Here is a 25026-nt window from a genome sequence, read left to right as displayed (position 1 = left end):
TGCACCGCGAATGCGGTGTCGCCACCGGGGCGATTGTGTGGGCCAGGGGGAAGGTAACGCTGTCATGACCGATCCGAACTCGAATTGGCCGGTTCCCTATCAGCCGAACCCGTCGGCAGCGTCTGGCTGGTACCCGGATCCCGCCGGGTCCGGGCAGGTCCGATGGTGGGACGGGCAGCACTGGGCGCCGCTGCAGTACCCCGCCCTGCAGAACTCCGTCCCTCATCACGTCGTGGTGCACCAGCCGGTCGGGCTCGTTGCGCCGAAGAGTGTGGGTGTCGCATTTCTGCTGGCATTCCTGTTCGGGCCGCTCGGACTGCTCTACGCGTCGGTGGCCGGCGGAATCATCATGCTGGCTGTCGGCTTCTTCGCGTTCTTCCTGTCGTTCGTGTCGTTCGGTTTCCCGTTCCTTGTGCACTGGATCATCTGCATGATCTGGGCCTGTGTGGCAGCGAACGGTCACAACGAGCGCATTCGACGCGGGATGATGCACTGACACATCCGATTCCGCCGGGATCGGATGGTTGATCAGTTGTCGTCGTCGGAATCCTTCTTGCCGTCGGAATTCCGTCGCCAATGGGTGAACCGCTCCTTGATGTCCGCCGCGACGTCGCCGACGCCGTTTCCGACGGCGTCGACGGTGGTGCCCAGTCCGCTGCCGATTTCACGGAGCATGCGGATCAGCGGGTCGTTCGAGGTGTCGAAATTCTGTTTGTACGATTTCGCGGCCTTGCGGAATTCTTCGCTGATCTTGGCGTCGTCGTCCTCGCTGCGGCGCGGGTATTCGCCTCGCAGGATCGCCGCGTAGGCGCCGCTGTCCACCCACTTCTTCAACTCGGCGGCACGCAGCACCGAGAACGGGTGAGAGAGCAGTTCGATGTTGAGGAGCTTGAGGACGCCGTCGCGCAGGTCGCCGCTGGCGTCGTACTCGGCGGCCTGGGCCAGGAAGGCGTCGGTGTCGATCTCGCTGACCCGGGAACCGCCGGCCAGCTTCAGCTGCACGCGAAGGGCGGTGTGGACGTCCTGCCCGCACAGCAATCCGGCACGGTCGCCGGACAGTTCCGATTTACGCTGCCATTCCATGAGCGCGGCGATGATCGCCCGCAGCGCCCACCCGCCGATCGGGATCCAGCCGATGGTCCCGGCCAAGCGCATCAGATGCATGAGGATCGTGCGATACACCGCGTGCCCGGACAGGGCGTGCCCGAGTTCGTGGCCGATGATGAACCGCTGCTCCTCGTAATTCATCACGTCGAGCATTCCGGTGGTGACCACGATGAACGGCCGGTCCATGCCGATGGTGAAGGCGTTCACGACCGGGGTCTGCAGCACGAACAGTTCTGGTGTCTCGTCGGCACCCAGAATGCGCACGCAGTCGCTGCGGAGGTCGTGGAGATCGCTGAACTGCCGTTCGTCGACGCGCACGGAGGTGGCCAGGTACATCAGCCGGTGCTGACGCTCCTGCAGCAGACCCGAGATGGTCCGGAAGACCGTGTCGAACCCCTTCAAGGTGCGCAGGGTGACGAGCGCCGCCCGATCCGCCGGGTGCTCCCACGCACGCGAGCTGATCTCCGGGAACGCCGTGCGAACGCGGTCTGGTGTGGTGGTCAAGCTTCCCCCTGGGTCGGTGTGCGTGGCCTCCAGGTCAGGGTAGCGCCGGAGGGTAGCGGCGGCGGTCGTGCTGGGCATTTTGCCAACCACCGACCGCGGCGACTGCTCCGAACATGCGCAGTATGCTCAAGCTTGACGCTCGGTATTGCTCAAAGTGCGTTCCGATGTTCGACTGTTGTGAGAGATCTGCACACGAGACCTCGAAGATGCGGTGAGGTCGGTTCCCACAGGTCCGCCTGCCCGTCACCGCCGATCCGCCTCGCCCACGAACTGGGCCGAGGAGGATCGGATTCGGTGCCAGGAACTCACAGGCAAGGACGAAGCAATGAACGACGCCCGTACGATCGACGACCACACGGCGCAGCTCACCCCGCGCGCGGCCAATCCGGAAGCGCTCGTGGAGATCGAGCAGCGCGTGTTGTGGCTCTCGACCGCGATGATTCATCACGCCAACCGGGTTCGCCCGAACCCCACGGGCCTCAAGGTCGGTGGTCATCAGGCGTCGTGTGCGTCGATCGCGACCATCATGACCTCGCTCTGGTTCGAGCAGCTCCGGCCGGGTGACCGGGTGTCGGTGAAACCGCACGCCTCCCCGGTGCTGCACGGCATCAACTACCTGCTCGGTGAGTTGGACGAAAAGTATCTGACCACCTTGCGGGAGTTCGGTGGGCTGCAGTCGTACCCGTCCCGGTCGAAAGATCCGGATCCGGTGGACTATTCGACCGGGTCGGTCGGCATCGGCGCGACCGCCCCGATCTGGGGTGCCATCGCCCGCCGCTACGTGAACACCCAGATCGGGTCGGCGGGGACGGGCCGCCAGTACTCCCTCGTCGGCGACGCCGAACTGGACGAGGGCGCGGTGTGGGAGGCGATCCTCGATCACTCCGTGTCCGAACTCGGCGAGATCGTGTGGATCGTCGACCTGAACCGGCAGTCCCTGGACCGGGTGGTGCCGAACATCGCCGCCGGCCGGCTCGAAGCCATGTTCTCCGCCGCCGGCTGGCAGGTGCTCACCGTCAAGTTCGGGACCCTGCTCGAGTCGCTGTTCTCCCGCCCCGGCGGGCCGGCGCTGCGCACTCGGATCCTGGACATGCCCAACCCCGAATACCAGCGTCTGCTGCGCTGCGACGCCGCGCAGGTACGAGACCGGTTGCCCGGGGACGGCCCCGACGCCGCCGCGATCGGATCGCTGATCGCCGACCTCGACGACGACACCCTCCTCGCGGCGATCCGCAATCTCGGCGGTCACGACCTCGACGCGCTCCGCGTCGCCTATGCGCAGATCGACGACACCCGCCCGACGGTGATCATCGCCTACACGATCAAGGGCCGGGGCCTGCCGACGCAGGGGCATCCGCAGAATCACTCGTCGCTGCTGACGGTGGAGCAGTACGAACAGCTCGCCGCCGAATTGGGCATGGACCCGGCGGACCCGTGGGCACGGTTCGCCCCGGACAGCACCGCGGGGCGCGTCTGCGCCGCCTCAGCCGAATGGCTCACCCGTGAACCCGTCGACCTGGCCACCCCGCCTTCGGTGCCGGCCGACATCGGCCGCACCCCGTCCGGGACGTCGACCACTCAGGCGGCATTGGGTCGTGCGCTGCTGGATCTGTCCCGGGAGGCGCCGGAGGCGGCGAAACGGGTCGTCACCGTCAGCCCCGACGTCAGCTCCACCACGAACCTGGCCGGCTGGTTGAACAAGGTGGGGGTGTGGTCGCCGAACGAGCGCCGCAATTGGTTCGACGACGACGCCGAGACGATCATGCACTGGCGGGAAAAGCCCACCGGGCAGCACATGGAACTGGGGATCGCGGAGACGAATCTGGTCGGGTTGATGGGTGAACTGGGGGCCACCTGGAGTCGGTGGGGGCAGCCGCTGTTCCCGATCGGGGTGATGTACGACCCGTTCGTCGAACGTGCCCTGGAACCCTGGTCGTACGGGATTTACGCGGGCGGGCAGTCGATCCTGGTCGGCACCCCGTCCGGGGTGACCCTGGCCGCCGAGGGTGGGGCGCACCAGTCGATCAAGACCCCCTCGATCGGCCTCGAACAACCCGGGTGTGTGAGCTACGAACCGGCGTTCGCGATCGACGTCGAATGGACGCTCCTCGACAGCATCTCCCGGTTGGGCCGCCCGGACGGCTCCTCGTCGTATCTGCGGCTGTCGACCCGCCCGGTCGATCAGACCCTCGCCGCCGTGCCGTCGGATCCCGCCGCCCGGGAACGCCGACGCCGTCAGGTGGTCGCCGGCGCGTACACGCTGCGGCACACCGACAATCCGGCCGTGACTCTGGTCGGGATGGGTGCGATGATCACCGAAACCCTCACCGCCGCCGACCGGTTGGCCGAGCAGGGCATCGCCGCGGACGTCGTGTGTGTCACCAGCCCTGGGTTGTTGTTCGAGGCGGTGCAGGCGCGCCGCGGACTGGCCGACGGGCCGTCGTGGATTCTCGACCAGGTGTTTCCCGCGGATCGGGCGGCGCCGATGGTGACCGTCCTCGACGGGCACCCGCACACCCTGGCGTTCCTGGCCGGGATCAACCACGTTCGCGGCGCGGCACTCGGCGTCTCCAAGTTCGGGCAGGTCGGTTCCCTCGACGACGTCTACCGCTACCACGGTATCGACACCGACAGCATCGTCCGCGCCGCCCTCGACATCTCCTGAACACCTCGATACCTTTTGGGTATCAAAGTATCCAGAACTAGTGTTGGACTTGAATGGTTGTCGCTCCTAGCCTTGGACACAGCGCGCACCGACAGTGACGCGATTGCGAACGAGGAGAACGAAACCCATGGCCACTGCGTCCCCCCAAGAGATTGCCCACAAGCTCGGCTCCGGTCTGTTGTCGTTCCCGGTCACCCATTTCAAGAATGACCACTCGTTCGACGAGGCCGCGTACCGCGAGAACATCGGCTGGCTCGGGCAGTTCGACGCCTCCGGTTTGTTCGCCGCGGGCGGCACGGGCGAGTTCTTCTCGCTCACCCCGCCCGAGGTGGAGCAGGTGGTCCGGGCCGCGGTGCAGGAGGCGCCCGACGGTCTTCCGGTGATTGCGCCTGCCGGTTACGGCACGGCCACCGCCGTGCAGATGGCCCGGTCAGCCGAGAGCGTCGGCGCGCACGGCATCCTGCTGCTTCCCCCGTATCTCACGGAGGCAAGCCAGGACGGTCTCGTCGCCCACGTCAAAGAGGTTTGTGCTGCAACCACTCTCGGTGTGACGATCTACAGTCGCGCCAATGCCGTCTACACCGAGGCCGCTGTCGCGGAGCTCGCGGACAGCTGCCCGAACCTGGTCGGTTTCAAGGACGGTGTCGGCAACATCGAGCAGATGACGCGCATCTACGCCGGCCTCGGCGACCGGCTCACCTACGTCGGCGGACTGCCCACCGCCGAGATGTTCGCCTTGCCGTATCTCGGACTGGGCGTCACCACGTACTCCTCGGCCATCTACAACTTCGTGCCGAAGTTCGCGATCGACTTCTACAACGCGCTCCGCAGCGGCGACAACGCGTTCGTCATCAACGCGCTCAACGAGTTCGTGATCCCGTACTGCAACCTGCGCAACAAGAAGCAGGGATACGCGGTCAGCATCATCAAGGCCGGCATGACGGTGATCGACCGACCCGCCGGCCCTCTCCGCGCGCCGTTGACCGACCTCGACGCCGTCGAACTGGCCGAGCTCGCCGACCTGATCAAGAAGGTGAGCTGAGCCGCACCGTGCGCGTTGTCGCGAATGTCGGGCACGCCTGACTGGCACGCGGGAGAGCCGGTGCCCGGCGGTCAGCCGAGGCTGAAGGGCTGTCCCCACAGGGTGACGGTGCCATCGACCGAGTCGGTCGAGACGGAAACGGTCGCGTACGAGCGGGCCTGCGCGTAGCCGGCGCAACCGGAGACACCGAACGTCTCGTCCGAGTAGGTAAATCCACCGCTGTTGCCTTCGAAATCGAAGTCACTGGTGTGCGCCTCGGCGCCGTAGCTGTCCATGTACTCGACGTCGAGGATCGGGACGCTGACAGCCTGGCCGGGGGCGATGGAGATTCCGCCGCCGCCGGCCGTGTCGCTCGTGCTGATCGGGTTACCGACCGCACCGGCCTGGATGTCGTCCCACGACGCTCCGCCGGCTGCGCCACCGCTAACTTCGCCGCCGAAGTCGAGTTGGCACGCCACGATGTACCCGGCATCGATGTTGCCACCCTCGGCGGTGCCGCCGTCGATGGAGACATCGATGGTGCCCGACGCCCACACATTGCGGTGCAGGGGGGTCGACCCCATCGACAAGCTGATGTTCGTGGTGTTGCCGGTCGTGCGCACGGTCACGACGGTGCCGTCGAGCAGCGTCTGGGTGATGGTTCCGTCCTGCAACGGAACCAAGGTGTCGGCGTTGGCCGCACCGGTGGAGACGAGGCCGATCGCGACGGTGGCCGCGGCGACCACGCCGGCAGCCTTGGCGCCGTGGCGCAGGGTCTTACTGTTCATTGTTCCCTCCAGGGTGAATGTCGCTAACGCGAGAAGTCGTGAATGGTGTCGGTGCGAGCAATCAGCCGATGCTGAACGGCTGCCCGTAGAGGGTCGACTTGACGTAGTGGTTCCCCGGAATCTCGAGGACGGTGTATGCGCGAGCCTGCGCGTAGCCGCCGCAACCCTGGAGCTCGATCTGCTGGTCGCGGTACTGAATCGCGGAGACGCCCGGCTTCAGGTCCGTCTTGGACTTGATCTTGGCGAACTTCACCTCACCGGCGCTGATCGGAATCGACAGCGAACCACCCAGGCCGAGCGAGTCGAGACCGAGATCGGCACTCAGACCACCTTCGAGGCCGGTGATGTCGGCCTGGCAACCCACGATGTAGCCCGTGGTCAGCGTCGCGCCTTCCTCCGGGATCTCGCCGCCGAGCTCGGCGAACGCATCGCCCGACACCCACGCCGTGCGGCCCGCACCATTGGCGGCCAGCGACGGCGAAACCAGAGCGCTCTCCGCGTTGCGGGCGATCTTGGCCGTGATACTTCCGGCGTTGACGACCTTCTCGCCACCCGGCAGCGGCACGAAAGTGTCGGCGTTGGCCGCACCCGTGGACATCAGGCCGAGGACTACAGCCGCAGCGGCACCTAGGCCGAGGAGTCGGGCTCCACGGAGCAGGCCTACCTTACGGATTTTGCTCATTCATTCCCTCATTCGTGATTGTGAACAGCGAGCTGACAGCACGTCATCGCACGGGATCGGTGGCGATCTCGTGCGATGACGGAACATGTTGTCGAGCAGGTGAATTTCCAGGGCTCGGGTCGGCAGGTGTGCTGCCGGCGGACCGAGCGGACTATCGCCGCAGTACCGCCTGGGCTGCCGAACGCCCGGTCCTGACTGCGCCCTCCATGTAGCCGGCGACCCAGTAGTCCGATCCGGCGACGAAGAACGGCGGCTCGTGCGCCGCGTGTAGCGGACCGATGGCGGAGAGATCACCGGGAGCGTAATGCGCCATGTAACCCAACGAGTATGGCTTGATCGACCATTCCTCGGTGAACAGTGCCGTCGGGTGGGCGGCAGCCTCCCCGTACATCCGTGCCAATGCCGCGCGGGCGTCCACGTCACGCGCGGCCTGATCTCCGGCGAGGTGGAACGACAACTGCGCCGGGGGCACGAGTGCGGACAGCACACCCGGCCCTTGCACCCAGGTAGATCCGAGAAGTCCATCGCCGTAGGCGGATCCGCTCTGACCCTGGCCGCGCCAGAATGAAGTGTCGTACGCGGCGACCACTTTCGCCGTGAGCGAGTTGCGAATCCAGTGAAGGGATTCGAGGCGCTCGGACGTCAGCCCGGTGATGGCGACCCGCCTGAGAGGAGCAACGGGAATCGCACACACCACATTTGCGGCGGCGACCGTGCGACCGCCACGGAGCTCCACGGTGACTCGGTGGGGCTCGATGTGGAGAGCGGTGACGGCGCTCGACACTTCGATTCGGTCTCCGAGCTCGGTAGCCATACGATGTGCGACCGTTGCGCTACCCTCCGCAACCGTCGACCGAGTCCACTGGTCGATGTCGTAATACCTCTCGAGGGCGGTCGCGCCGACAGAAGACATCTTGCGCAGCTCGGCGAGGAGCGAAGTTCGTGCCGTGCCATCGGCCGCCAGTCCCGCCTTGGCCAGCTCGAACATGCGACTCACCGCGGGTCGAGCTGCGACCTCGTCGAGCCACGTGGCGAACGACAGGGAGTCCAGCACGTTCGCGTCGGGATGTGCCCACGGATTTTCGGGCTGAACTTGCTTCGCGAGAGCGACCATCATCTGAGTTACACGCTCGTAGTCCGCAACATCTTCTTCGGCCATCCAGGTTGCGAGGTCGCCACGGAGGACGGTTCCGTCGATATCCCACACCGTCTGCCCGGGCTCGGAGATGTAGCTGTCACGCAGCGACAATCCGAGTTCGTTCACCAGACCGATGTACGACGTGTGGGAATTCCCGACCAACTCGCCGCCGAGCTGAACGATCCGACCATCGTCGAGTCGGGTCTGTTTGACCCGGCCCCCGACGCGATCCCGGGCCTCGAGGACCCGGACATCGAGACCTCCGTGCATGAGATCTCGCGCGGCTGAGAGGCCGGCGAGCCCGGCCCCGAGGACTACCACGTCCAGCATTGCTTCTCCGCTTCGTGATGTTCGAACCACAGTGTGGCTCATGGTGTGTAAGGCCTGGGCAGCGATTGTGAGGCCAGGAGTGCAGGAGAAGCTGCACGAATGCCGGCGGCGCTGCTCACCTGTAGATTTCAGCGACCGGAAGTCATTCCCGTCTCGCTCCAGAAGCGAGGAGTTTCGAGGAATGAAATCAACTTCCGAATGACGAGAACTGTATCTACCGGGGGATATGGCCGTCAAGGCCCGAATTCCCGCGAGGCAGGCACTGGTTTCCCGGTCGGGTGGACAGGGCCGCGGCCGTATGTTCAGCCGAGGAGGTTGTGTCCCGCTCGGCGGGGATGCCGTCCCAGCGCGGCCGGGGTGCTAGTAGCTTTGCGTGCATGTCCACTTCAGACGTGCGCGCGCAATCGGAAGCCTCGCCAAGCTCGGTCAAGACCCTCGCTCGCGGTCTGGAGATTCTGCAGCTCTTCTCGGAGGACGATCCGGAGTTGAGTCAGAGCGACATCGCGTCACGGTGTGGCCTGCCGATGCCGACCGTCCACCGGTTGGTGGGGACTCTGGTCGGTCACGGGTTCCTCGAGCCGGTCGCGGGCGGTCGAAACCTGCGATTGGGCAGCACGCTTCTGCAGCTCGCGGGACCGCTGATCGCTCGCAGCGATCCGACCGTGGTGATACGTCCGAAGCTGCACGAGTTGTCGAAGCAGTCGGGTGAAACCACGAACTTGGCCATGTTGCTCGGACCGTGGGTGGTCTACCTGGATGGGGTGACTGGATCGCGCATGCTCACGCCGCAGGCGACGATCGGTGCGCGGATCTCCGCGCACAACACGGCTCTGGGGAAGGCGCTGCTCGCCCAGTTGGACGACGCGGAGGTCAAGGAGCGTATCGGTGAAGGTCCGTATCATCGGACGACGAAGCGAACCGCAGCCGATTGGCCGGAACTGAAGAAGCGGCTGGACGAGGTTCGCAAGACCGGGATCTCGATCTCGGACGAAGAGTACGAAATCGGCCTGACCTCTATCGCGATCGCGTTGCCACCTCAGTCGGACGGGACTCTGCGCGGGATCAACATCTCGTTGCCGCTCAGTCGAGCGACCGATGAATTCCGGGTTACGGCGATTGCCATGTTGCGCGACGTGGCGGCAGCGGTCTCGGCGCGCTAACCGCTTCGACCGCGAGACGTTCCAGGCCGCAACTGACTGTTGACGGCCAGTTCTTGCCGTCCGTACTGTTCTCGCTATGCGAAAGTCAATTTCTCTCCCTGAAAGTCACGGCGCAACGGGGAGGGTGGAGTCGACCTTCTTGGTGACCCGTGAAGTGCGGCGCGAAGCCGACGGTATCTCGTCGTTTCGCTTCGAACGCGCTGATGGCGGCGCCTTGGAGGCATGGGAACCCGGCGCCCATCTGGACTTCACCCTCCCGTCGGGTCTCGCTCGCCAGTACTCGTTGTGCGGCGATCCCTCGGATGACCGCAGTTACATGGTGGCGGTGCTCGACCAGCCCGAAGGGCGTGGTGGGTCCCGCGAGTTTCACGCCTCGATCGCCCCCGGGGCGACGATCGAGGTCCGCGGACCGAGGAATCATTTCCCCCTCGTCGACGCCGAGTCGTACCTGTTCATCGCCGGCGGCATAGGCATCACGCCGATCCTCCCCATGGCCCGTGCGGTGGCGGCGGCGGGGAAGCGCTGGCGAGTTGTATACGGCGGCAGGACGACCGAGTCGATGGCCTTTCTCGAGGAACTTCGAAAGCTGCAGGGTGACACGGACTTCGTGCCGGAATCCTCGCGCGGCCGGATCGATATAGCGGGGGCGCTCGCTGCCGCTCCGGCTGGTACGCAGGTCTACTGCTGTGGTCCGGAACCGCTGCTGCGGGCAGTCGAGGAGTGCTGCGCGAATCACGCGAATGTCGGCGCCTTGCATTTCGAGCGCTTCGGAAGTGCTCGTCTTCCCGGTGATTCGACGCGCCGAGCCGGCGATGCCGGCGCCACGTCCGGGTTGGCGCGGTTCGAGGTCGAGTTGGCCTCGACTGGGAAGACGGTCGTTGTGGACGAGGGGGAGTCGATTCTCGATCAGGTGCTCGAGGTCGTCCCCGGCTGGCCGTGGGCATGTCGCGAAGGGTATTGCGGCAGTTGTGAAGCCCGTGTGGTCGAAGGTGAGCCGGAGCATCAGGACGACGTGCTCACGGACGAGGAGCGGGCTTCCAACGCGGTCATGATGATCTGCGTCGGGCGTTCCTGCTCGCCGCGCCTGGTCCTCGACATCTGACCTTCGCACGGGCGCCCAATTTTCATTGACACTCGCCAATCCGCAGAGCTATTCTCATATAGCAAAAGTTACTTCCATACAGTGAAACCAAATGGAGTTGAGGCAAGCCTATGACTACGGCAGGCTTTGAGATCGCAAACCCCGCTCTCACGCTCGAGGACACGGCTGCAACGGCAGCCCGTTTGGCGCAGGAGTTTGCAGTCAGTGGCTGCGGGGTGCCGAGCAATCAGGGTTCACCTTCCGACGCCGACTCCCGCGAGGCATATGCGGCATACGGGAAGGCCGGGCTCATCGGGATGCACTGGCCGCAGCGTTACGGCGGCCGCGGGCTGGACGCACTGTTCACATTCGCCGTCGAGGAGCAGCTCGGATACAACTGGCTTCCACTCTCGAGCTACCTGCTGTCGGTGAAAACAATTGGGAATGCCCTACTTCAGTTCGCCAGTGAGAAAATGTGCCAGATCTTCCTCCCGCAGATCGCCTCCGGCGACATGATCTTCTGCCAGGGGTTCTCCGAGCCCGAAGCGGGCACCGACCTCGCGTCACTTCGCACCACGGCGCGCCGCGACGGTGACCGGTATATCGTGAACGGCCGCAAGATCTGGACATCGAGCGCCGAACATGCCGACTGGGTCTACCTCGCAGTCCGTACCGGTTCCACCGAGGCACGTCACCGTGGACTCTCCGTCTTCCTCGTGGACATCACCACGCCGGGCATCCTCGTGGACGTCCACAAGACACTGGGAGGCGGAACCCTCGGCGAACTGACGTTGACGGACGTGTCCATCCCGGCCGATCAAATCGTCGGCGAGGAGAATGCGGGTTGGGAAATCCTCATGGGCACACTCGATTTCGAGCGGGTTACCAGTGAGAAAGTCGGCATCGTCCTGCGTCTTCTCGACGACATGGCCCCTCTGGTCACGGCGCCGAAGGACCGCGAGATTCTCGCAGGGCTCCGCGGCGACGCGCAGATCGCGCGCCTGCACGGACGCCGGGCGACGGAGCGGCTCGACGCACGACAGGACGCGAGCGCCGAATCCTCGATGGCCAAACTGTCGATCGCCTTGCTGTTGCAGGAACTGGCAGACACGGCGGTAGAGGTGCTCGGACCCCGTGCGTTGATCGAAAGCAGCCCGGGCGCAGTGCTCGACGGCAAACTAGCGGCACTAGCACGCGCAGCGGCGGCGACCACCATCGCGGGCGGTGTTTCGGATATTCAACGCAAGAACATCTCCAGGCGAAGAGTAGGCACAGCGTCATGACCGTACCGACCGCCAAGCCGCTCGCCGGGCTGCGTGTGCTCGACTATGCGCAGTACGTCGCGGGCCCGTTCGCGGCGATGATGCTGGCCGATCTCGGCGCGGAAGTCATCAAGGTGGAACCCCCGAACGGTGACGCCTGGCGGCACTACGAGCCGTTGACTCCGGATGGCGGACGATGGTTCATCTCGCTGAATCGCAACAAGAAGTCAGTGGTCGCGGACCTGAAAACTGAACGAGGACAGGACTTCAGTCGTGCGTTGATCCGTACCGCGGATGTCGTGATCCACAACATGCCCCCCGAACGGGCCTTGCGGTTCGGCTTGGATCGCGACACCGTCAAATCCGTCAACCCCGACGCGGTGTGGTGCTGCGTGTCGGCCTTCGGCACCGACGGGCCCGAATCGCAGACCCTCGGCTACGACTTGATCGCACAGGCGGCGTCCGGACTCCTGCTCGCCGACGCGCGCAGTGGTGATCCCGTACCACGCCGATCTGGTGGCATCGCCATGGCCGATCTGACGGCCGGCTTGCTCACCTTCGCGGCGGCGCTTGCCGGTCTCACCGACCGCTTCCGGCGACACGGCGAGACCGGCGTGTCCAAAGGTTTCGAGGTGTCGCTGCTCGGAGCGTCGTTGGCCGTGCAGGTACAGCGGTTCGTGTCGGTCGGAGACAGCGAGTTCGACGACGCGCCCGCTGTCTGCGACGAGACGAGACTCGAGCAACTGGCCGAAACGGTGACGGAGTCGGACGAACTGGAACCGTACTACCGTTGCTACGGCGCCTCGGACGGATTCATCGCGCTTGCCTGTCTCAATCTTGCGCAGCGCCGGAAAGTCCAGGCGCTACTCGGTATCGACGACCCGTGGGCGGTCAACCCACAGGCCGATCCCGCCGACCAGGCGGAACGGGAGATGCGGAGTTCGCTGAAACACCGATTCGCCGAGGTGATCAAGACCGATAGCGTCTCTCATTGGATCGCGGCATTCGAGGAACTCGGCGTTCCCGCCGGGCCTGTTCGCGAGATCACGCAAGCGCACTCTCTACCGCAGGTGCGCGCCAACGGACTCGTGCAGACGATCGAACAGCCCGAGATAGGTCCCGTCAGCGTACTGGGATCGATCTTCAAGATCGACGGACAGGCCCGACCCGACGCCGGTTCTGCACCGCGTCTCGGCGAACACACTCAGCAGCTGGCCGAACTCGTCAGCGCAACACACACTTCGGAAGGGATCGCGACAGCGCGATGACTGCAAACACAACGATGACGAAAGACGATGTTCGAGAGTTCGCGTCTTCGGTGAAGAAGATCTGCAGTTCTTTCCCGACGACGGGATCCTGGGCGCCCGATCGTCCCTCGGACGATCGCGACGCTGCGGTGCGCGAGAACCTCTCGCGCGCAGGCTGGTTCGATCTCGCCTCGGAACAGCAGGGACGCGACTTCCTCGGCGCCGGCGCAGTCGAACTCGGACGGGCACTGGTTTCCGTCGACTGCATCGATGCCCTTCTCGGTCACGGTGTGGCCGTGGCATCGTGTGAGAACGGCGATGTCACCTTGGCGAGGTACTCACTGCCGGGTGACACCGTGTGGCTCTGTGGTCGCGGCGCGGCCCAGCTCGTCGAGGTGGTGGAAGCCACGCCGGTCAACTACATCGACGCACAGGGCGTCTCGATCGTGTCGACCACTCCGATCGCACAGCAGGCCGTCCCGTCCGCGAGTGTGGACGCCTGGTACGCCGCGATGACGGGCTACACCGCTGGTCTGGCCGCGGGCGCGCTCGAGCTGGCACTGAACCATGCCGAGAACCGCATCGCCTTCGGAAAGCCACTGTCCGCCCTGGATTCGGTGGCGAAGAAGCTCGCGGATGCTGCGACCGCGACCGAGGGGCTCCAGATGGCGGCAGAGGACCTGCCGAGTGAGTTCGTCGTGCGCCGTGCGGTCGGCACGGCTGCGGGCGTCGCCAAGGACTGCCACCAGATCCTCGGCGCACTGGGATTCACCCTCGAATTCCCCCTGCAGCGATACTCACGGCGAATCAAGGCGCTGCGTTCCTGGACACCCCGGATCGTGGTGGCGCTGGAAGCAGCGCGCGAGGGTGTCCGATGACCCGGCACGATCCGCGGACCGTCGTCATCACCGGCGGAGCGAGTGGTATCGGATTCGGCATCGCTCGGCGGATGGTCGACGATGGGCACCACGTCGTCCTCGTCTCTCGTGACATCGACAAACTCAGCAGCGCTGCCGAGCGGCTCGAGGACGCGCCTGGCACCTGTGCTATCCACGCAGTCGATGTGAGGGATCACGACGGCGTCGCCGCTCTGTTCGAGTCGCTCCCCAGTGTGGATGCGTTGGTCAACAACGCGGCAGGCAACTTCACTGCGCCGACTGTGGATCTGTCGTTCGGTGGTTTCCGAGCGGTCGTCGAGATCTCTCTCTACGGCACCTTCAATGCCTCGCAAGCCTTCGCGCGGCGTCTGATCCGGGAGTCGCGGCCGGGGGTAATTCTCAACATCGTCGCGAGCTATGCGTGGACCGGAGCACCGCTGGTGGCCCACTCCGCGGCAGCGAAGGCCGGGATGATCGCCTTCACGAAGTCCGTGGCACGCGAGTGGGGGCCGAACAACATCCGCGTCAACGCACTCGCTCCCGGTTTCGTCCCGACCGACAACGCGGTGGCCGGCATTCTCTCGACACCCGGAGCGAAGGAGCGAATGCTGGAACTGATCCCGATGGGCCGGTTCGGCACGCCGGAGGACATCGGCGACGTCGCGGCATTCCTGCTGGGTGACGAATCGCGATACGTCACCGGGGCGGTTTTCGCCGCGGACGGTGGCCGATCGGTCGGAGTCTCGATGCACGACGGCGGGGACAGATCCGCCGACACAGAACAAGCGGTAGCCGCCGCGGGAAGGGGTTGAATCATGACCGATACGCTTGCAACGGAGAGCTTCTCCGTGAACACGGACGAGACGGCGCGAGTTGCGGAACACCTGGAGGAAGGAAAGACGCTTCCCCTCGAGTGGTACACCTCTCCCGAGGTCGCCGAGGCGGAGAAGAAGGCGATCTTCGCATCCAGCTGGCACTACGTCGGTCGCGCCGCAGATGTCGAAGAGACCGGGATGTTCGTCACCGCCGACATCGGCGACGTCCCCATCGTGATCGTTCGCGATCGGGATGGATCGCTGAATGCCTTCCACAACGTGTGCCGGCACCGCGCGGCCAAGGTTGTACTGGACGAGAAGGGTCAGCGCCGAACACTGCAGTGTCACTACCACGCCTGGACGTACGGTCTGGACGGAAGCCTCAAGGGCGCACCGCGTTCGGCATCCGAGGAGTGCTTTCCGCAGCAGCAGTTGGGACTGCGCAAGGCGTCCGCGCAGACGTGGGGGCCGTTCCTGTTTGCGCATCTCGACGACTCCCCGGCTGATCTCTTCGACCAATTGGGTGAGGTGCCGGATCTGATCGCGGCTGCCGGGATCGACGTCGACGACCTGAGGTTTCACTTCCGGTCGGAGTACGACATCGCCTGCAACTGGAAGGTCGCGATGGAGAACTATCTGGAGTGCTATCACTGCCCGACCGCGCACCCCGGATTCAGCGACGTGCTGGACACCCAGATGGATGCCTATCAGCTCGAACTGGAGCACACCTTCGCGTGGCAGAACGGACCGCTGCGTCCGTTGCCCGTCAACGCAGTCCCTCGCTCCGAGGGATACACGGGACGAGACGGAGCGGTTCCGGAAGGTCGATACTTCGCCATCTTCCCCAACCTGAAGATCAACATCAATCCGGGTTTGCCGAACCTGTCGATCGGTCCGATGGTGCCGACGGGACCCAACGACTGTCACGGGATCCTCGACTACTTCTTCAGCGCGGACGTCACTCAGCAGTGGATCGATGACATGCTGGTATTCGACGATCAGGTCGGCGTCGAGGATCGTGTACTGGTGGAGTCGGTACAGCAAGGTATCCGTTCGGGGTCGCTGACCGAAGGGCGGATCATGCTCCAGTCCGAGGCGCTCATCGGCGGGTTCCAGAAGTGGGTGCTCGAGAGGTACTCGGAAGGGACCCGGGGCGCGTGACCTTCGAACTCGCGCCTGGTTCGGCCGCGGTTCGGTACGACTGCCTGTCCATCGGCGGACAATGGCGTCCGCCGGTGGACCCGGCGGTTGCCGAGGTGGTGAACCCGGCAACGGCCCGGGTCTGCGGTGAGGTCGCCATCGGCGGCGCAGCTGATGTCGACCTCGCCGTCGACGCCGCCCGCACTGCGGGGCTCCGATGGTCGCGCACATCACCTCCGGTCAGAGCCCAGCTCCTCGAGGCTGTTGCGGAGCGCATTCGACTGCGACGTGACGAGTTCGCAGAATTGATCAGCCTGGAGATGGGCGCGCCGGCAGACAACGCGCGCGGCACGCAGACCGATCTCGCGATCGCCGTTTTCGAGTCCTACGCGAAACTCGTGAACGAATTCGAGTGGGAGGAGGCGCTGGGGAACTCGCTGATCGTCCACGAGCCGATCGGGGTCGTCGCGGCGATCACCCCCTGGAACTACCCGCTCTACCTCGCGTCGGTCAAGATCGCCGCGGCCCTCGCGGGCGGGTGCACGGTGGTCTTCAAACCGAGCATCGACTCACCGCTCGACGGGTACCTGCTGGTCTCCACGATCGAGGAAGTCGCACGCGAATGCGGTGCACCGGCCGGTCTGGTCAATCTCGTCCCCGGTCACGGGTCCGTGGTGGGCGCGGCGCTTGTCGCGCATCCGGACGTGGCCGCGGTCTCGCTGACCGGGTCCACGAACGCAGGCAGGCAGGTGTCGATCGCCGCGGCGCACTCGATCAAACGAGTGGGGCTCGAACTCGGCGGTAAGTCCGCGGCGATCATCGTCGACGATGTCACGGACCTTGCCGGGGTGCTGTCGGGTGCCTTGACCGACGTGTTCTTCAACTCGGGTCAGACGTGTACGTCGTGTGCCCGCATTCTCGTCCCTGCCGGCCGGTACGACGAAGCCGTGGAGTTGTCGGCCGATATCGCGTCCCGTTGGACGATCGGCGATCCACGACTCGGGGGCGATCACATCGGGCCCGTCGCGACGCGCGCGCAATACGAATCCGTGATCGGCCATCTCGACGCCGGCCTCTCCGAGGGCGCACGTCTCGTGGTCGGCGGAGTGTGCCCGCCGGACCGGATTCCTGCCGGGATGGAGAACGGATTCTGGATTCTTCCGACGGTCTTCGCCGACGTCGATCCGGAAATGACAATTGCGACCGAAGAGATCTTCGGGCCGGTCGCCCTCCTGATTTCCTATGAAGACGACGACGACGCCGTGCGGATCGCCAACAGTTCGATATACGGGTTGAGCGGTGCGGTGTGGTCCGAAGACAACGATCGCGCACTGGCGCTCGCGCGCCGTCTCGAGACGGGTCGCGTAGTCGTCAACGGTGGACCGTTCAACGTGCTTGCGCCGACCGGCGGGTACAAACAATCGGGTAACGGTCGGGAACTCGGAATTCACGGTCTCCGTGAGTTTCTCGAGGTCAAAAACATTCAGCGCTGACTCCGGATTTCCGACGAAAATCTCGGTGTCGATTCCGTGTGAAGCCTTGTGGCGCCGGTCACTTCAGCGCTACTATGAATAACGAAAGCGGCTTTCATAGATTGAAAGTCTGCAGGCCGGGGTGGTGAGAACCTACCGACTCGAGGCCCTAGAAGGAGCGGATCCGTGAGTTTCGATGCAGTCAGTCGCCGAAAATTTCTCGCGCTCGGCGGCGTGGGCGCAGTAGCGCTCGCACTGGCGTCCTGTGGACGCACTACAGTCCCCGGCGCTCAAATGGTCGGACCCCCGTCCGGTGTCCCGGCGGCGCCGCCGGGACCCGGCGATGTCGTGCACGGCCGCAGTGGTGGAAGTGTCGTCACCGCGTGGACCGCGGAGGGCAACTCCTACGACGCACAACTCGGCTACGACCTGCATTCGTGGGAGGCGGTGACGAGCCTGCTCTATCTCCCGCTGTTCCGGTTCGAAGGACAGGCGGGAGGGCCCGCGCCCGCCGCGGCAGCCGCGCTGCCGGAGATTTCCGAGGACGGTACTCGGTACGTCATCCGACTTCGTCCCGACGTCAAGTTTCACAACGGACGTCCCGTCGTCGCCGACGACTACGTGTACGCGTGGCGGCGACTCCTCGATCCGGCGACAGAGTCTTGGGCCTCAGGCTATTTCGGCTCGATAGTGGGAAGTGAGGACTATCTCGCCGGCATCTCGACCGCGCTTCCCGGCGTCTACGCGCAGGATGATCTCACCCTCATCGTGGAGCTGTCGGCGCCGGACGTGACGTTTACGAGTTTGATGGCCCAGCCCTACGCGGTGGCCCTGCCGCGGGAGGAGGTCGAACGCCTCGGTGAGGAATTCAGCCGGACGCCCGTGGGCAACGGGCCCTTCATGATCACGTCGTACGACACCAAGAACCGGCGGTCGGTGTTCGTTCGCAGCCCCTACTATCCGTGGCCGGGACTGCCGTTTCTGGACGAGGTCGTCTATCGATGGGGCATCGATCCCTCGATGCAGTTCCTGCAACTCCAGAACGGCGATGTCGACATCCTCGGCGAGGGGCTCACGCCGACCATCGCCGAGCGGGTGCAGGGTAATCCGGAACTGCGAGAGACGTACACGAAGTTCATCCCCGTTCTGGGGGCGGGCTGGGCGGCTCTCAACGTCGCGACCGACAAGCTCGCGGATCCGCGTGTCCGTCAGGCGCTCAATTGGGCCACCGACAAAGACCAGTTGGCCAAATACTCGCGCGGACTGCAGAAATCCTGGGGGGCGATAATTCCCGAGGACGAGCCCGACTACCAACGAATTGTTCCGCCGTACTCGTACGATCTCACGCGCGCGAAGGCACTCATGAAAGACGCCGGTGTCGATTCCCTCGAACTCGAATTCTTCTGCAATGACGACGACTATTGGAAATCCGCCAGCCTCGTATTGCAGCAGCAATGGGCAGAGATCAATGTGAACCTCAACATCACGACGCTCAGTAACGCCGCATTCTGGACGGCTTTGGACAACGGCGAGGCGGATGTTTTCGGCAGGCAGTTCTACCAGGTTCAGCCGACCGGACTGGATATTCTCGCGAGCAACTTTGTGACCGGGGCGTCGTCGAATTTCCAGGGATATTCCAACCCCCGAGTCGACGACCTGGCGGGCCGTTCACTGGCGAGCCTGACGCGCGAAGAGAGCAATGCGCATCTTGCGCGCGCCGAAGCGCTCGTGGCCGAGGACGCGCCGGGTGTGTTCATCGGCAGTCTCCAGTTCTATGCGATGCGGTCACCGCGGGTCCAGAACTACCAAATGCGGGCCGAGACCGGCACCTACTACGACCGAATCTGGGTGTGATGTGAGTACCATTGTTGCGGCAGCCGTTCGGGACGAACACGTCGAAGTGCCGGCCAAACCGACCAAGGCGGTTCGGCGAAGCAAGTTGCTCTACATCGGCCTTTCCCTACTCGGCCTCCTCATTCTCTTCGCAGTCGCCTCGCCACTGTTCGGGTCTCCCTACGTGCTCCACCGAGACGGCCTGACGGATCTGGGAAGCCCCCTGGGCATCTTGTCACCCGGCCATCTCGCGGGCACGGACTCGCTCGGCAGGGACCTCCTCGCCCGGAGCGCCTCGGGACTGCGGGCAACGCTCGTGATCGCGATCGCGGCCAACGTCACGTCGATGCTCGTCGGCACGGTGGTGGGTCTGATCGCGGGATCGTTCGGACCTGTTGTGCAACAAGGACTCATGCGGGTCGTCGATGTGTTCCTGTCGATTCCCATCGTGCTGTCCGGACTGGCTCTGGCCAGTATCGTCGGCCGCGGAATGTGGGGCATCGTCGTCGTGGTGACGGCCCTCTACTGGGCGTGGACTGCGAGACTCGTCTACGGCGAGGTGCTGCGTTTGCGCGGCAGAGGCTTCGTCGAAGCCGCCGCAGTCCACGGCGTCGGCAAGCTGACGATCCTGCGCCGGCATATCCTGCCGCACATCTCCACGGTTCTCCTCAACATCGCGGCACTCAACGGCGCAGCTGTCGTCGTGATCGGCGCCGGCCTGTCCTATCTCGGCGCCGGCATCCAGCCGCCGCAGCCGGAACTGGGCAATCTTCTGGCCAGTGGGTCCACCGCGATCGACTACGCGCCGCATCTGTTGCTGGTACCGCTTGTCCTGACCATCGCCACGGTTCTGTCGTTCGTGCTCATCGCCGAGGGCATCAACCGTCGCAACTCTCTCTCGGAGCGGCAATCATGGCTCGATATCTGATCACACGGGTGCTCTATGGTGTGCTGACCATAGCGCTGGTGATTCTCCTGACCTTCATGATCCAGTACATGCTTCCCGGCGATCCCGCCCGCACGATTGCCGGGCCACGCGCAAGCGACGAGGTACTCGCGGCCGTCCGGGAACGGCTGCATCTCAACGATCCACTCGTCCTGCAGCTCTGGCACTACTACTCGTCGGTGTTCACCGGAGATCTGGGCGAATCCTACACACGACACCGCCCGGTGCTCGACCTGATCTTGGAGAGACTGCCGGCCACCGCACTACTCGCGGTCACGGCACTGGCAGTGGAGATGATTCTCGGTGCGTCCCTCGGGCTCTGGGAGGCATTGCGTCCCACCCGGAGTTGGGCCCTGGCGGCCACCAATGTCGCCCTGCTGTCGATTCCGCCGTTCGCGCTGGGATTCCTGCTTCTGCTCGCTTTCGGTTACCTCGTACCGATCTTCCCGGTGGACGGCGGCACCGGGTTCTCGCACCTGGTGCTTCCTGCACTCACGCTCGGGGTGCTCGGCGCCCCGTATTACGCGAATGTCGTGCGAGACGGCATGAAGGACGCCCTCGCCTCGTCGTTCACGCGAACGGCTGTAGCGAAGGGCCTGTCGAGGCGCTACATCGTGTCCCGTCATGTCGTCCGCAACGCGCTGCCTCCGTCGATCACGATGCTGGGGATGGACGTCGCGATCATGTTCTCCGGCGTCGTCTTCGTCGAGGCCATCTTCGGCTGGCCGGGAATCGGCGCCCTGCAGACCGAGGCATTCGCCGACGTCGACCGACCGGTGCTGACCGGCACGGTGATCGTGGCCGCTGTCCTCGTCGTTCTCGGAAATCTTGCTGCCGACGTCATCCGAGCGTTTATCGATCCCCGAGCGAAAGTGGGCGCACTGTGAATGCACCATCGGGCGCTCCGAGCGCGACCGCGGGTGGCCCGGCCACGGCCACACCTCGTGTCATCGGCAGTGATGTCGTCGTCAGCGATCTGTCGATCTCCTACGGCAGTTACTGCGCGGTCCGCGACGTCGGTTTCGAGATCAAGGCGGGCACCACGATGGCCCTCGTCGGCGAGTCGGGTTCCGGGAAGTCGACGATTGCGCTCGCAGCGAGCAGGCTCCTGCCACGCGGCACGACGATCGATTCCGGCTCGATCTGCGTGAACGGCAGGGACGTCGTGCGGATGCACGGGAACGAATTGCGCGAGATGCGTGGCGATACAGTGGCCTACCTCGCCCAGGACGCTCTGGCCGCTCTCAATCCCGTGGTTCGCATCGGGCGGCAGGTCAGCGAGATCTACAGCGTTCGCGGGGGTGACAGGAAGTCGGTTGCGGAAGCAAAGGCGATCGCCGCTCTGGCCCAGGTCAACATCAACGATCCGGAGAGAGTGGTGCGGATGTATCCGCACCAACTGTCCGGGGGTATGCGCCAGCGGGTCATGATCGCCATGGCGCTGGCGTTCGAGCCCGCACTGCTGATCGCCGACGAACCGACCACGGCGCTCGATGTCACGGTGCAGGCCGAGATTCTCCAACTGATCGTCGATCTCCAGGCGCGAAATGGTCTCACGTGCCTCTGGATCACCCATGACATGTCGGTGGTCGCCGAGATGGCGGACTCGGTCACCGTGCTCTACGGCGGCCGGATGCTCGAATCGAGCGACGTGTACTCGATGTTCGACACTCCGCGGCAGCCCTACACGCGCAAATTGCTCGACTGTTTCGCCAGCGGACGCTCCGCGAAGCCGAAAGAAGCGTTCAGCGCGATTCCCGGAAGCCCCTCCGCGCATTCGACCACGACCGGCTGCCCATTCGCATCACGGTGCGACCGAGCGGATGACGTCTGCGTCTCGGAGACACCCCGGTCGGTCGAACTCGCCCCCGACCACTGGGTGGCCTGTCACCACCCGCTCGACATCGATACCGACGAGGGCGTCAAGACGCCGGCGCTCGCCGCTAGCAGAGGTGGACAATCGTGAGTAGCGTCGAGAGGCCCCTGGTCGAAGTCCGTTCGGTGTCCAAGAGCTTCGGCTCGGCCCAGGTGCTGGACGGGGTGTCCTTGCTCGTCGAGCGTGGCAAGACCACCAGCCTGGTCGGCGAATCCGGTTCGGGGAAATCCACCTTGGCGCGGATCGTCACCGGCCTGGAGACATTCGATTCGGGAGAGCTGCTCTTCAGTGGCGCGCCCCGCCCGCGCCGGGGGAAGGCGGCACGTGAGTTCCGGCGCACCGTGGGGGTCGTTCTCCAGGACCCGTATGACTCGATCGATCCGAGATTCACGGTCGGTGAGGTCGTCGCCGAGCCGCTACGCGCTCAGAAGCGTTACCGCGCAGGCGGAAAGGAACGGGTCCGCGAACTACTTGACCAATGCGGAATGTCGGAGGTCGGAACGGACGCTCACGTTCATCGGCTGTCCGGCGGACAGCGACAGCGAATCTGCATCGCCCGTGCGCTGGCGACAGATCCCGACTTCATCGTGTGCGACGAACCGACGTCGGCCCTCGATGTGTCCGTACAAGCTCAGATCCTGAATCTACTTCTGCGGTTGCAGCGCGAACGGGGACTCGCCTACCTCTTCATCACGCACGACATCGACGTGGTCCGGCGGATCAGTGACCACGTCGCGGTGATGCACCGAGGCAGAATCGTCGAGAGCGGAGCCGCGCACGACGTCACGCAGAATCCGCAGGACGCCTACACGCAACGACTACTGTCCGCGGTCCTGGGTTCCTCACCGCACACACGAAAACTCTCGTATCCGTACTCGTCACACACCTCCTAGGACGGACATGTTCGAATTCACCGCAATCGATTCCTCGCTCGCGATGAGCGACGGGGTCCCGCTTGCGTTCACGTTGTACCTTCCGGTCACCGACGAGCCGGTTCCCGTACTGCTCGAGGCGTTGCCCTACCGCAAGGACGATCTGCTCGAACGGGTGCACTACGAGCGATTCTGCACAGAGTTCGGGTTCGCCGTCTGCCGGGTGGACGTGCGCGGCACCGGTTCGTCGGGCGGACTGGCCACGGACGAGTACCCGCTCAGCGAACTCGACGACATGGCGTCCCTGATCGAGTGGCTCGCCGGGCAGGAGTGGTCGAACGGATCGGTCGGTATGTTCGGCTGGTCGTACAGCGGCTTCAATTCCCTGCAAGTGGCCGCCGCCCGTCCGGCAGCGCTGAAGGCGATCGTGCCGATCTACTCGTCCGACGACCGCTTCAACGACGACGTGCACTACATGGGCGGCGCGATGCGTGCCCTCGACCTCGTCGACTACCCGTCGTTCATGATCGCGATGAATGCCATGCCCCCGGTCCCGTCGCTGTGGGACGGTGACTGGCGCGAGGAGTGGCGACACCGGATCGAGAGCAATGAGCCGTGGGTCTTCACGTGGCGAAGCGAGCAGCGCCGGCAGCCGTACTGGCAGGACGGATCGGTTCGACCGGACTACGCCCGCGTCACGTGCCCCACGATGATCGTGGCCGGATGGGCGGATGGCTACCGCAACAATACGTTTCGCACGGTAGAGGCCCTGGAGAATGCGGGGACCCCGTGGAAGCTGCTGATCGGCCCGTGGAGTCACATGGGCGCGGAGCTGTCCCTTCCCGGCCCCTGGATCGACCTGACCGCAGAGATGGCCAGGTGGTTCGATCGTTGGCTTCGTGACGAGCAGAACGGGATCGACGCCGAACCCCCGGTCACGATCTTCCACCGGCGCTCGACCGCGCCGGAACCGGATCTCCGTGAGGTCAACGGGACGTGGCGGGATCACGTCGGACTACCGCTCGCGGACACGAAGACGCTCGACTTCGATCTCGGCACCGGTTGCGTCACCCATGCGGTGATCGGTGACGTCGGAACCGCTGCGTGGAACAGCTGCGCGGGATCGCTCCCCTGGGGCCAGCCGACGGACCAGAGGTACGACAATGCCGCGTCGATGACATGGGATTGGCCTGCGGACGACCTTCATCTATACGGTCACCCACGCCTACAGCTGAGAGTGCGCGCCGACCAGCCGGTCGCGTTCGTCTCCGCCAAGCTGTGTGACGTGGCCCCGGACGGGACGTCGTCACTGATCACGCGCGGCTTGCTGAACCTCACCCACCGCGGCGGATACGACAGCGACCCGGTGGCGCTCGAGCCCGGCGAGTGGGTGGATGTCGAAATCGAACTCGAAGCCACCGCATGGAGCCTCGACGAAGGCAGGCGGCTCCGTCTCGCCGTCACCGGAAACGACTGGCCGAACGTGACGGCGCCACCGCGGCCCGTGACTCTCGAGATCGACCGCGAGGCGTCGAACCTGCTGTTGTCGGTGATGGAGTCGATCGACGACCTTCCCGAGTCGAACCTGCCCCATGTGCATCCCGAGTCGTTGCAGACCGGCGACGGCGTGACCTGGAGAGTGGAGCGTGACGTGCTGGCGCGCACGACCACCTGCCGCACGGCACACGGTTCGCGGTGGACGAGCACCAAGGGCTTCCCCTGCAGCGAGGCGTACAGCGGAGAGGTCACGCTCGATCTCCGCACGTTCGATCAGCGCATCGAGGCGTTCGCCCGGTTCGAGGTCGATTATCCCGAGGGCAGGACGGCGACACAGTCGACAATGACCGTCACGACGTCGCCCACCCATTTCGACCTCGACGTTTCGGTTGAGGCCTTCGACGACGGAGAACCGTTCGCGCAGAAGCAGTGGCGCCACACCGTTCGCCGAGACCTAGCATGATCCCAGCCGACAGCCCTCGACCGTCCCGATCGATTACCCCTTCCCGTTGGAGTGTTTGATGTCTTCTTTTCCTGTTTCCGGTGAGCTCGCTGCTCGCGCTGCCGAGGTCCTGGCGCGGCTCGGGGCCGACGCCCCGTCCGGTCCCGATGGTCCCGTGGTGTCGCGGAGTCCGATCAATGGTGAGGTCATCGGCCGGCTGCAGGCCAGTACCGCGCGCGAGGTCGACGACGCGATCACGTCGGCGGCAAG

Annotated in this window: 21 protein-coding genes and 1 pseudogene; 18 read left to right on the top strand and 4 right to left on the bottom strand. The window is 64.9% G+C overall.

Annotated features, from left to right (window positions below):
* The first annotated feature begins 64 nt into the window (after positions 1–64).
* Positions 65–496, top strand: coding sequence for a DUF2510 domain-containing protein (locus ACFVJ3_RS37840; RefSeq protein WP_378456934.1), 432 nt, complete (start codon positions 65–67; stop codon positions 494–496).
* Between the two features lie 32 nt (positions 497–528).
* Here ACFVJ3_RS37840 and ACFVJ3_RS37835 read toward each other — a convergent pair whose 3' ends face one another.
* Entirely contained in the window at positions 529–1611 is a 1083-nt protein-coding gene (locus ACFVJ3_RS37835) for a M48 family metallopeptidase (protein ID WP_378456933.1), read from the bottom strand.
* A gap of 325 nt (positions 1612–1936) precedes the next feature.
* Here ACFVJ3_RS37835 and ACFVJ3_RS37830 point away from each other — a divergent pair, with 325 nt between their 5' ends.
* Entirely contained in the window at positions 1937–4276 is a 2340-nt protein-coding gene (locus tag ACFVJ3_RS37830) for a pyruvate dehydrogenase (protein ID WP_378456932.1), read from the top strand.
* A gap of 127 nt (positions 4277–4403) precedes the next feature.
* Entirely contained in the window at positions 4404–5318 is a 915-nt protein-coding gene (kdgD, locus tag ACFVJ3_RS37825) for a 5-dehydro-4-deoxyglucarate dehydratase (protein ID WP_378456931.1), read from the top strand.
* A 71-nt stretch (positions 5319–5389) separates the two neighbouring features.
* Here the strand turns inward: kdgD and ACFVJ3_RS37820 are convergent, their stop codons facing one another.
* From ACFVJ3_RS37820 to ACFVJ3_RS37810, 3 genes are all read right to left on the bottom strand, one after another.
* Positions 5390–6085, bottom strand: coding sequence for an MspA family porin (locus tag ACFVJ3_RS37820; protein ID WP_378456930.1), 696 nt, complete (start codon positions 6083–6085; stop codon positions 5390–5392).
* A 61-nt stretch (positions 6086–6146) separates the two neighbouring features.
* Positions 6147–6767 carry an MspA family porin gene (locus ACFVJ3_RS37815; RefSeq protein WP_378456929.1) on the bottom strand — a complete coding sequence of 207 codons (621 nt, stop codon included), beginning with the start codon at positions 6765–6767 and terminating at the stop codon, positions 6147–6149.
* Positions 6768–6918: 151 nt separating this feature from the next.
* Positions 6919–8235: a flavin monoamine oxidase family protein gene (locus ACFVJ3_RS37810; protein WP_378456928.1), complete on the bottom strand. Its 1317-nt coding sequence runs from the start codon at positions 8233–8235 to the stop codon at positions 6919–6921.
* Between the two features lie 317 nt (positions 8236–8552).
* Between ACFVJ3_RS37810 and ACFVJ3_RS37805 the strand changes: the two genes are divergently transcribed.
* From ACFVJ3_RS37805 to ACFVJ3_RS37735, 15 genes and pseudogenes are all read left to right on the top strand, one after another.
* Entirely contained in the window at positions 8553–9395 is an 843-nt protein-coding gene (locus tag ACFVJ3_RS37805; RefSeq protein ID WP_378456927.1) for an IclR family transcriptional regulator, read from the top strand.
* 142 nt (positions 9396–9537) lie between these two features.
* Positions 9538–10497 (top strand): PDR/VanB family oxidoreductase, encoded by a 960-nt coding sequence (locus tag ACFVJ3_RS37800; RefSeq protein WP_378456976.1) that lies wholly within the window; start codon positions 9538–9540, stop codon positions 10495–10497.
* 110 nt (positions 10498–10607) lie between these two features.
* Positions 10608–11759 carry an acyl-CoA dehydrogenase family protein gene (locus tag ACFVJ3_RS37795; RefSeq protein WP_378456926.1) on the top strand — a complete coding sequence of 384 codons (1152 nt, stop codon included), beginning with the start codon at positions 10608–10610 and terminating at the stop codon, positions 11757–11759.
* The gene (locus tag ACFVJ3_RS37790) at positions 11756–13006 is read left to right on the top strand and encodes a CaiB/BaiF CoA transferase family protein (protein WP_378456925.1); all 1251 of its coding nucleotides are present in this window, start codon (positions 11756–11758) and stop codon (positions 13004–13006) included. Before ACFVJ3_RS37795 ends, ACFVJ3_RS37790 begins: the two co-directional genes overlap by 4 nt.
* A 14-nt stretch (positions 13007–13020) precedes the next feature.
* Entirely contained in the window at positions 13021–13863 is an 843-nt protein-coding gene (locus ACFVJ3_RS37785) for an acyl-CoA dehydrogenase family protein (protein WP_378456924.1), read from the top strand.
* Entirely contained in the window at positions 13860–14675 is an 816-nt protein-coding gene (locus ACFVJ3_RS37780; RefSeq protein ID WP_378456923.1) for an SDR family oxidoreductase, read from the top strand. Before ACFVJ3_RS37785 ends, ACFVJ3_RS37780 begins: the two co-directional genes overlap by 4 nt.
* 3 nt (positions 14676–14678) lie before the next feature.
* Positions 14679–15839 (top strand): aromatic ring-hydroxylating dioxygenase subunit alpha, encoded by a 1161-nt coding sequence (locus ACFVJ3_RS37775; RefSeq protein ID WP_378456922.1) that lies wholly within the window; start codon positions 14679–14681, stop codon positions 15837–15839.
* Positions 15836–17311, top strand: coding sequence for an aldehyde dehydrogenase family protein (locus ACFVJ3_RS37770; protein WP_378456921.1), 1476 nt, complete (start codon positions 15836–15838; stop codon positions 17309–17311). The genes ACFVJ3_RS37775 and ACFVJ3_RS37770 overlap by 4 nt, the downstream gene beginning before the upstream one ends.
* Before the next feature lie 165 nt (positions 17312–17476).
* Positions 17477–19144: an ABC transporter substrate-binding protein gene (locus tag ACFVJ3_RS37765; RefSeq protein ID WP_378456920.1), complete on the top strand. Its 1668-nt coding sequence runs from the start codon at positions 17477–17479 to the stop codon at positions 19142–19144.
* A gap of 1 nt (position 19145) precedes the next feature.
* On the top strand, positions 19146–20051 hold the full coding sequence (locus tag ACFVJ3_RS37760) for an ABC transporter permease (RefSeq protein ID WP_378456919.1): 906 nt from the start codon (positions 19146–19148) through the stop codon (positions 20049–20051).
* A complete protein-coding gene (locus ACFVJ3_RS37755; RefSeq protein ID WP_378456918.1) occupies positions 20036–20956 on the top strand; it encodes an ABC transporter permease in 921 nt (306 codons plus the stop codon). The genes ACFVJ3_RS37760 and ACFVJ3_RS37755 overlap by 16 nt, the downstream gene beginning before the upstream one ends.
* Entirely contained in the window at positions 20953–22035 is a 1083-nt protein-coding gene (locus ACFVJ3_RS37750) for an ABC transporter ATP-binding protein (RefSeq protein ID WP_378456917.1), read from the top strand. The genes ACFVJ3_RS37755 and ACFVJ3_RS37750 overlap by 4 nt, the downstream gene beginning before the upstream one ends.
* Positions 22032–22838, top strand: coding sequence for an ABC transporter ATP-binding protein (locus tag ACFVJ3_RS37745; protein ID WP_378456916.1), 807 nt, complete (start codon positions 22032–22034; stop codon positions 22836–22838). The genes ACFVJ3_RS37750 and ACFVJ3_RS37745 overlap by 4 nt, the downstream gene beginning before the upstream one ends.
* 7 nt (positions 22839–22845) lie before the next feature.
* Positions 22846–24777 carry a CocE/NonD family hydrolase gene (locus ACFVJ3_RS37740; protein WP_378456915.1) on the top strand — a complete coding sequence of 644 codons (1932 nt, stop codon included), beginning with the start codon at positions 22846–22848 and terminating at the stop codon, positions 24775–24777.
* Between the two features lie 58 nt (positions 24778–24835).
* Positions 24836–25026 (top strand): annotated as a pseudogene (locus ACFVJ3_RS37735) (aldehyde dehydrogenase family protein); the annotation flags it as partial.

The organism is Rhodococcus sp. NPDC127593 (genome assembly GCF_042671975.1).
Taxonomy (GTDB): domain Bacteria; phylum Actinomycetota; class Actinomycetes; order Mycobacteriales; family Mycobacteriaceae; genus Rhodococcus_F.
Note: the sequence above shows the minus strand (reverse complement) of the source record. Positions and strands in the feature narration are given on the sequence as shown.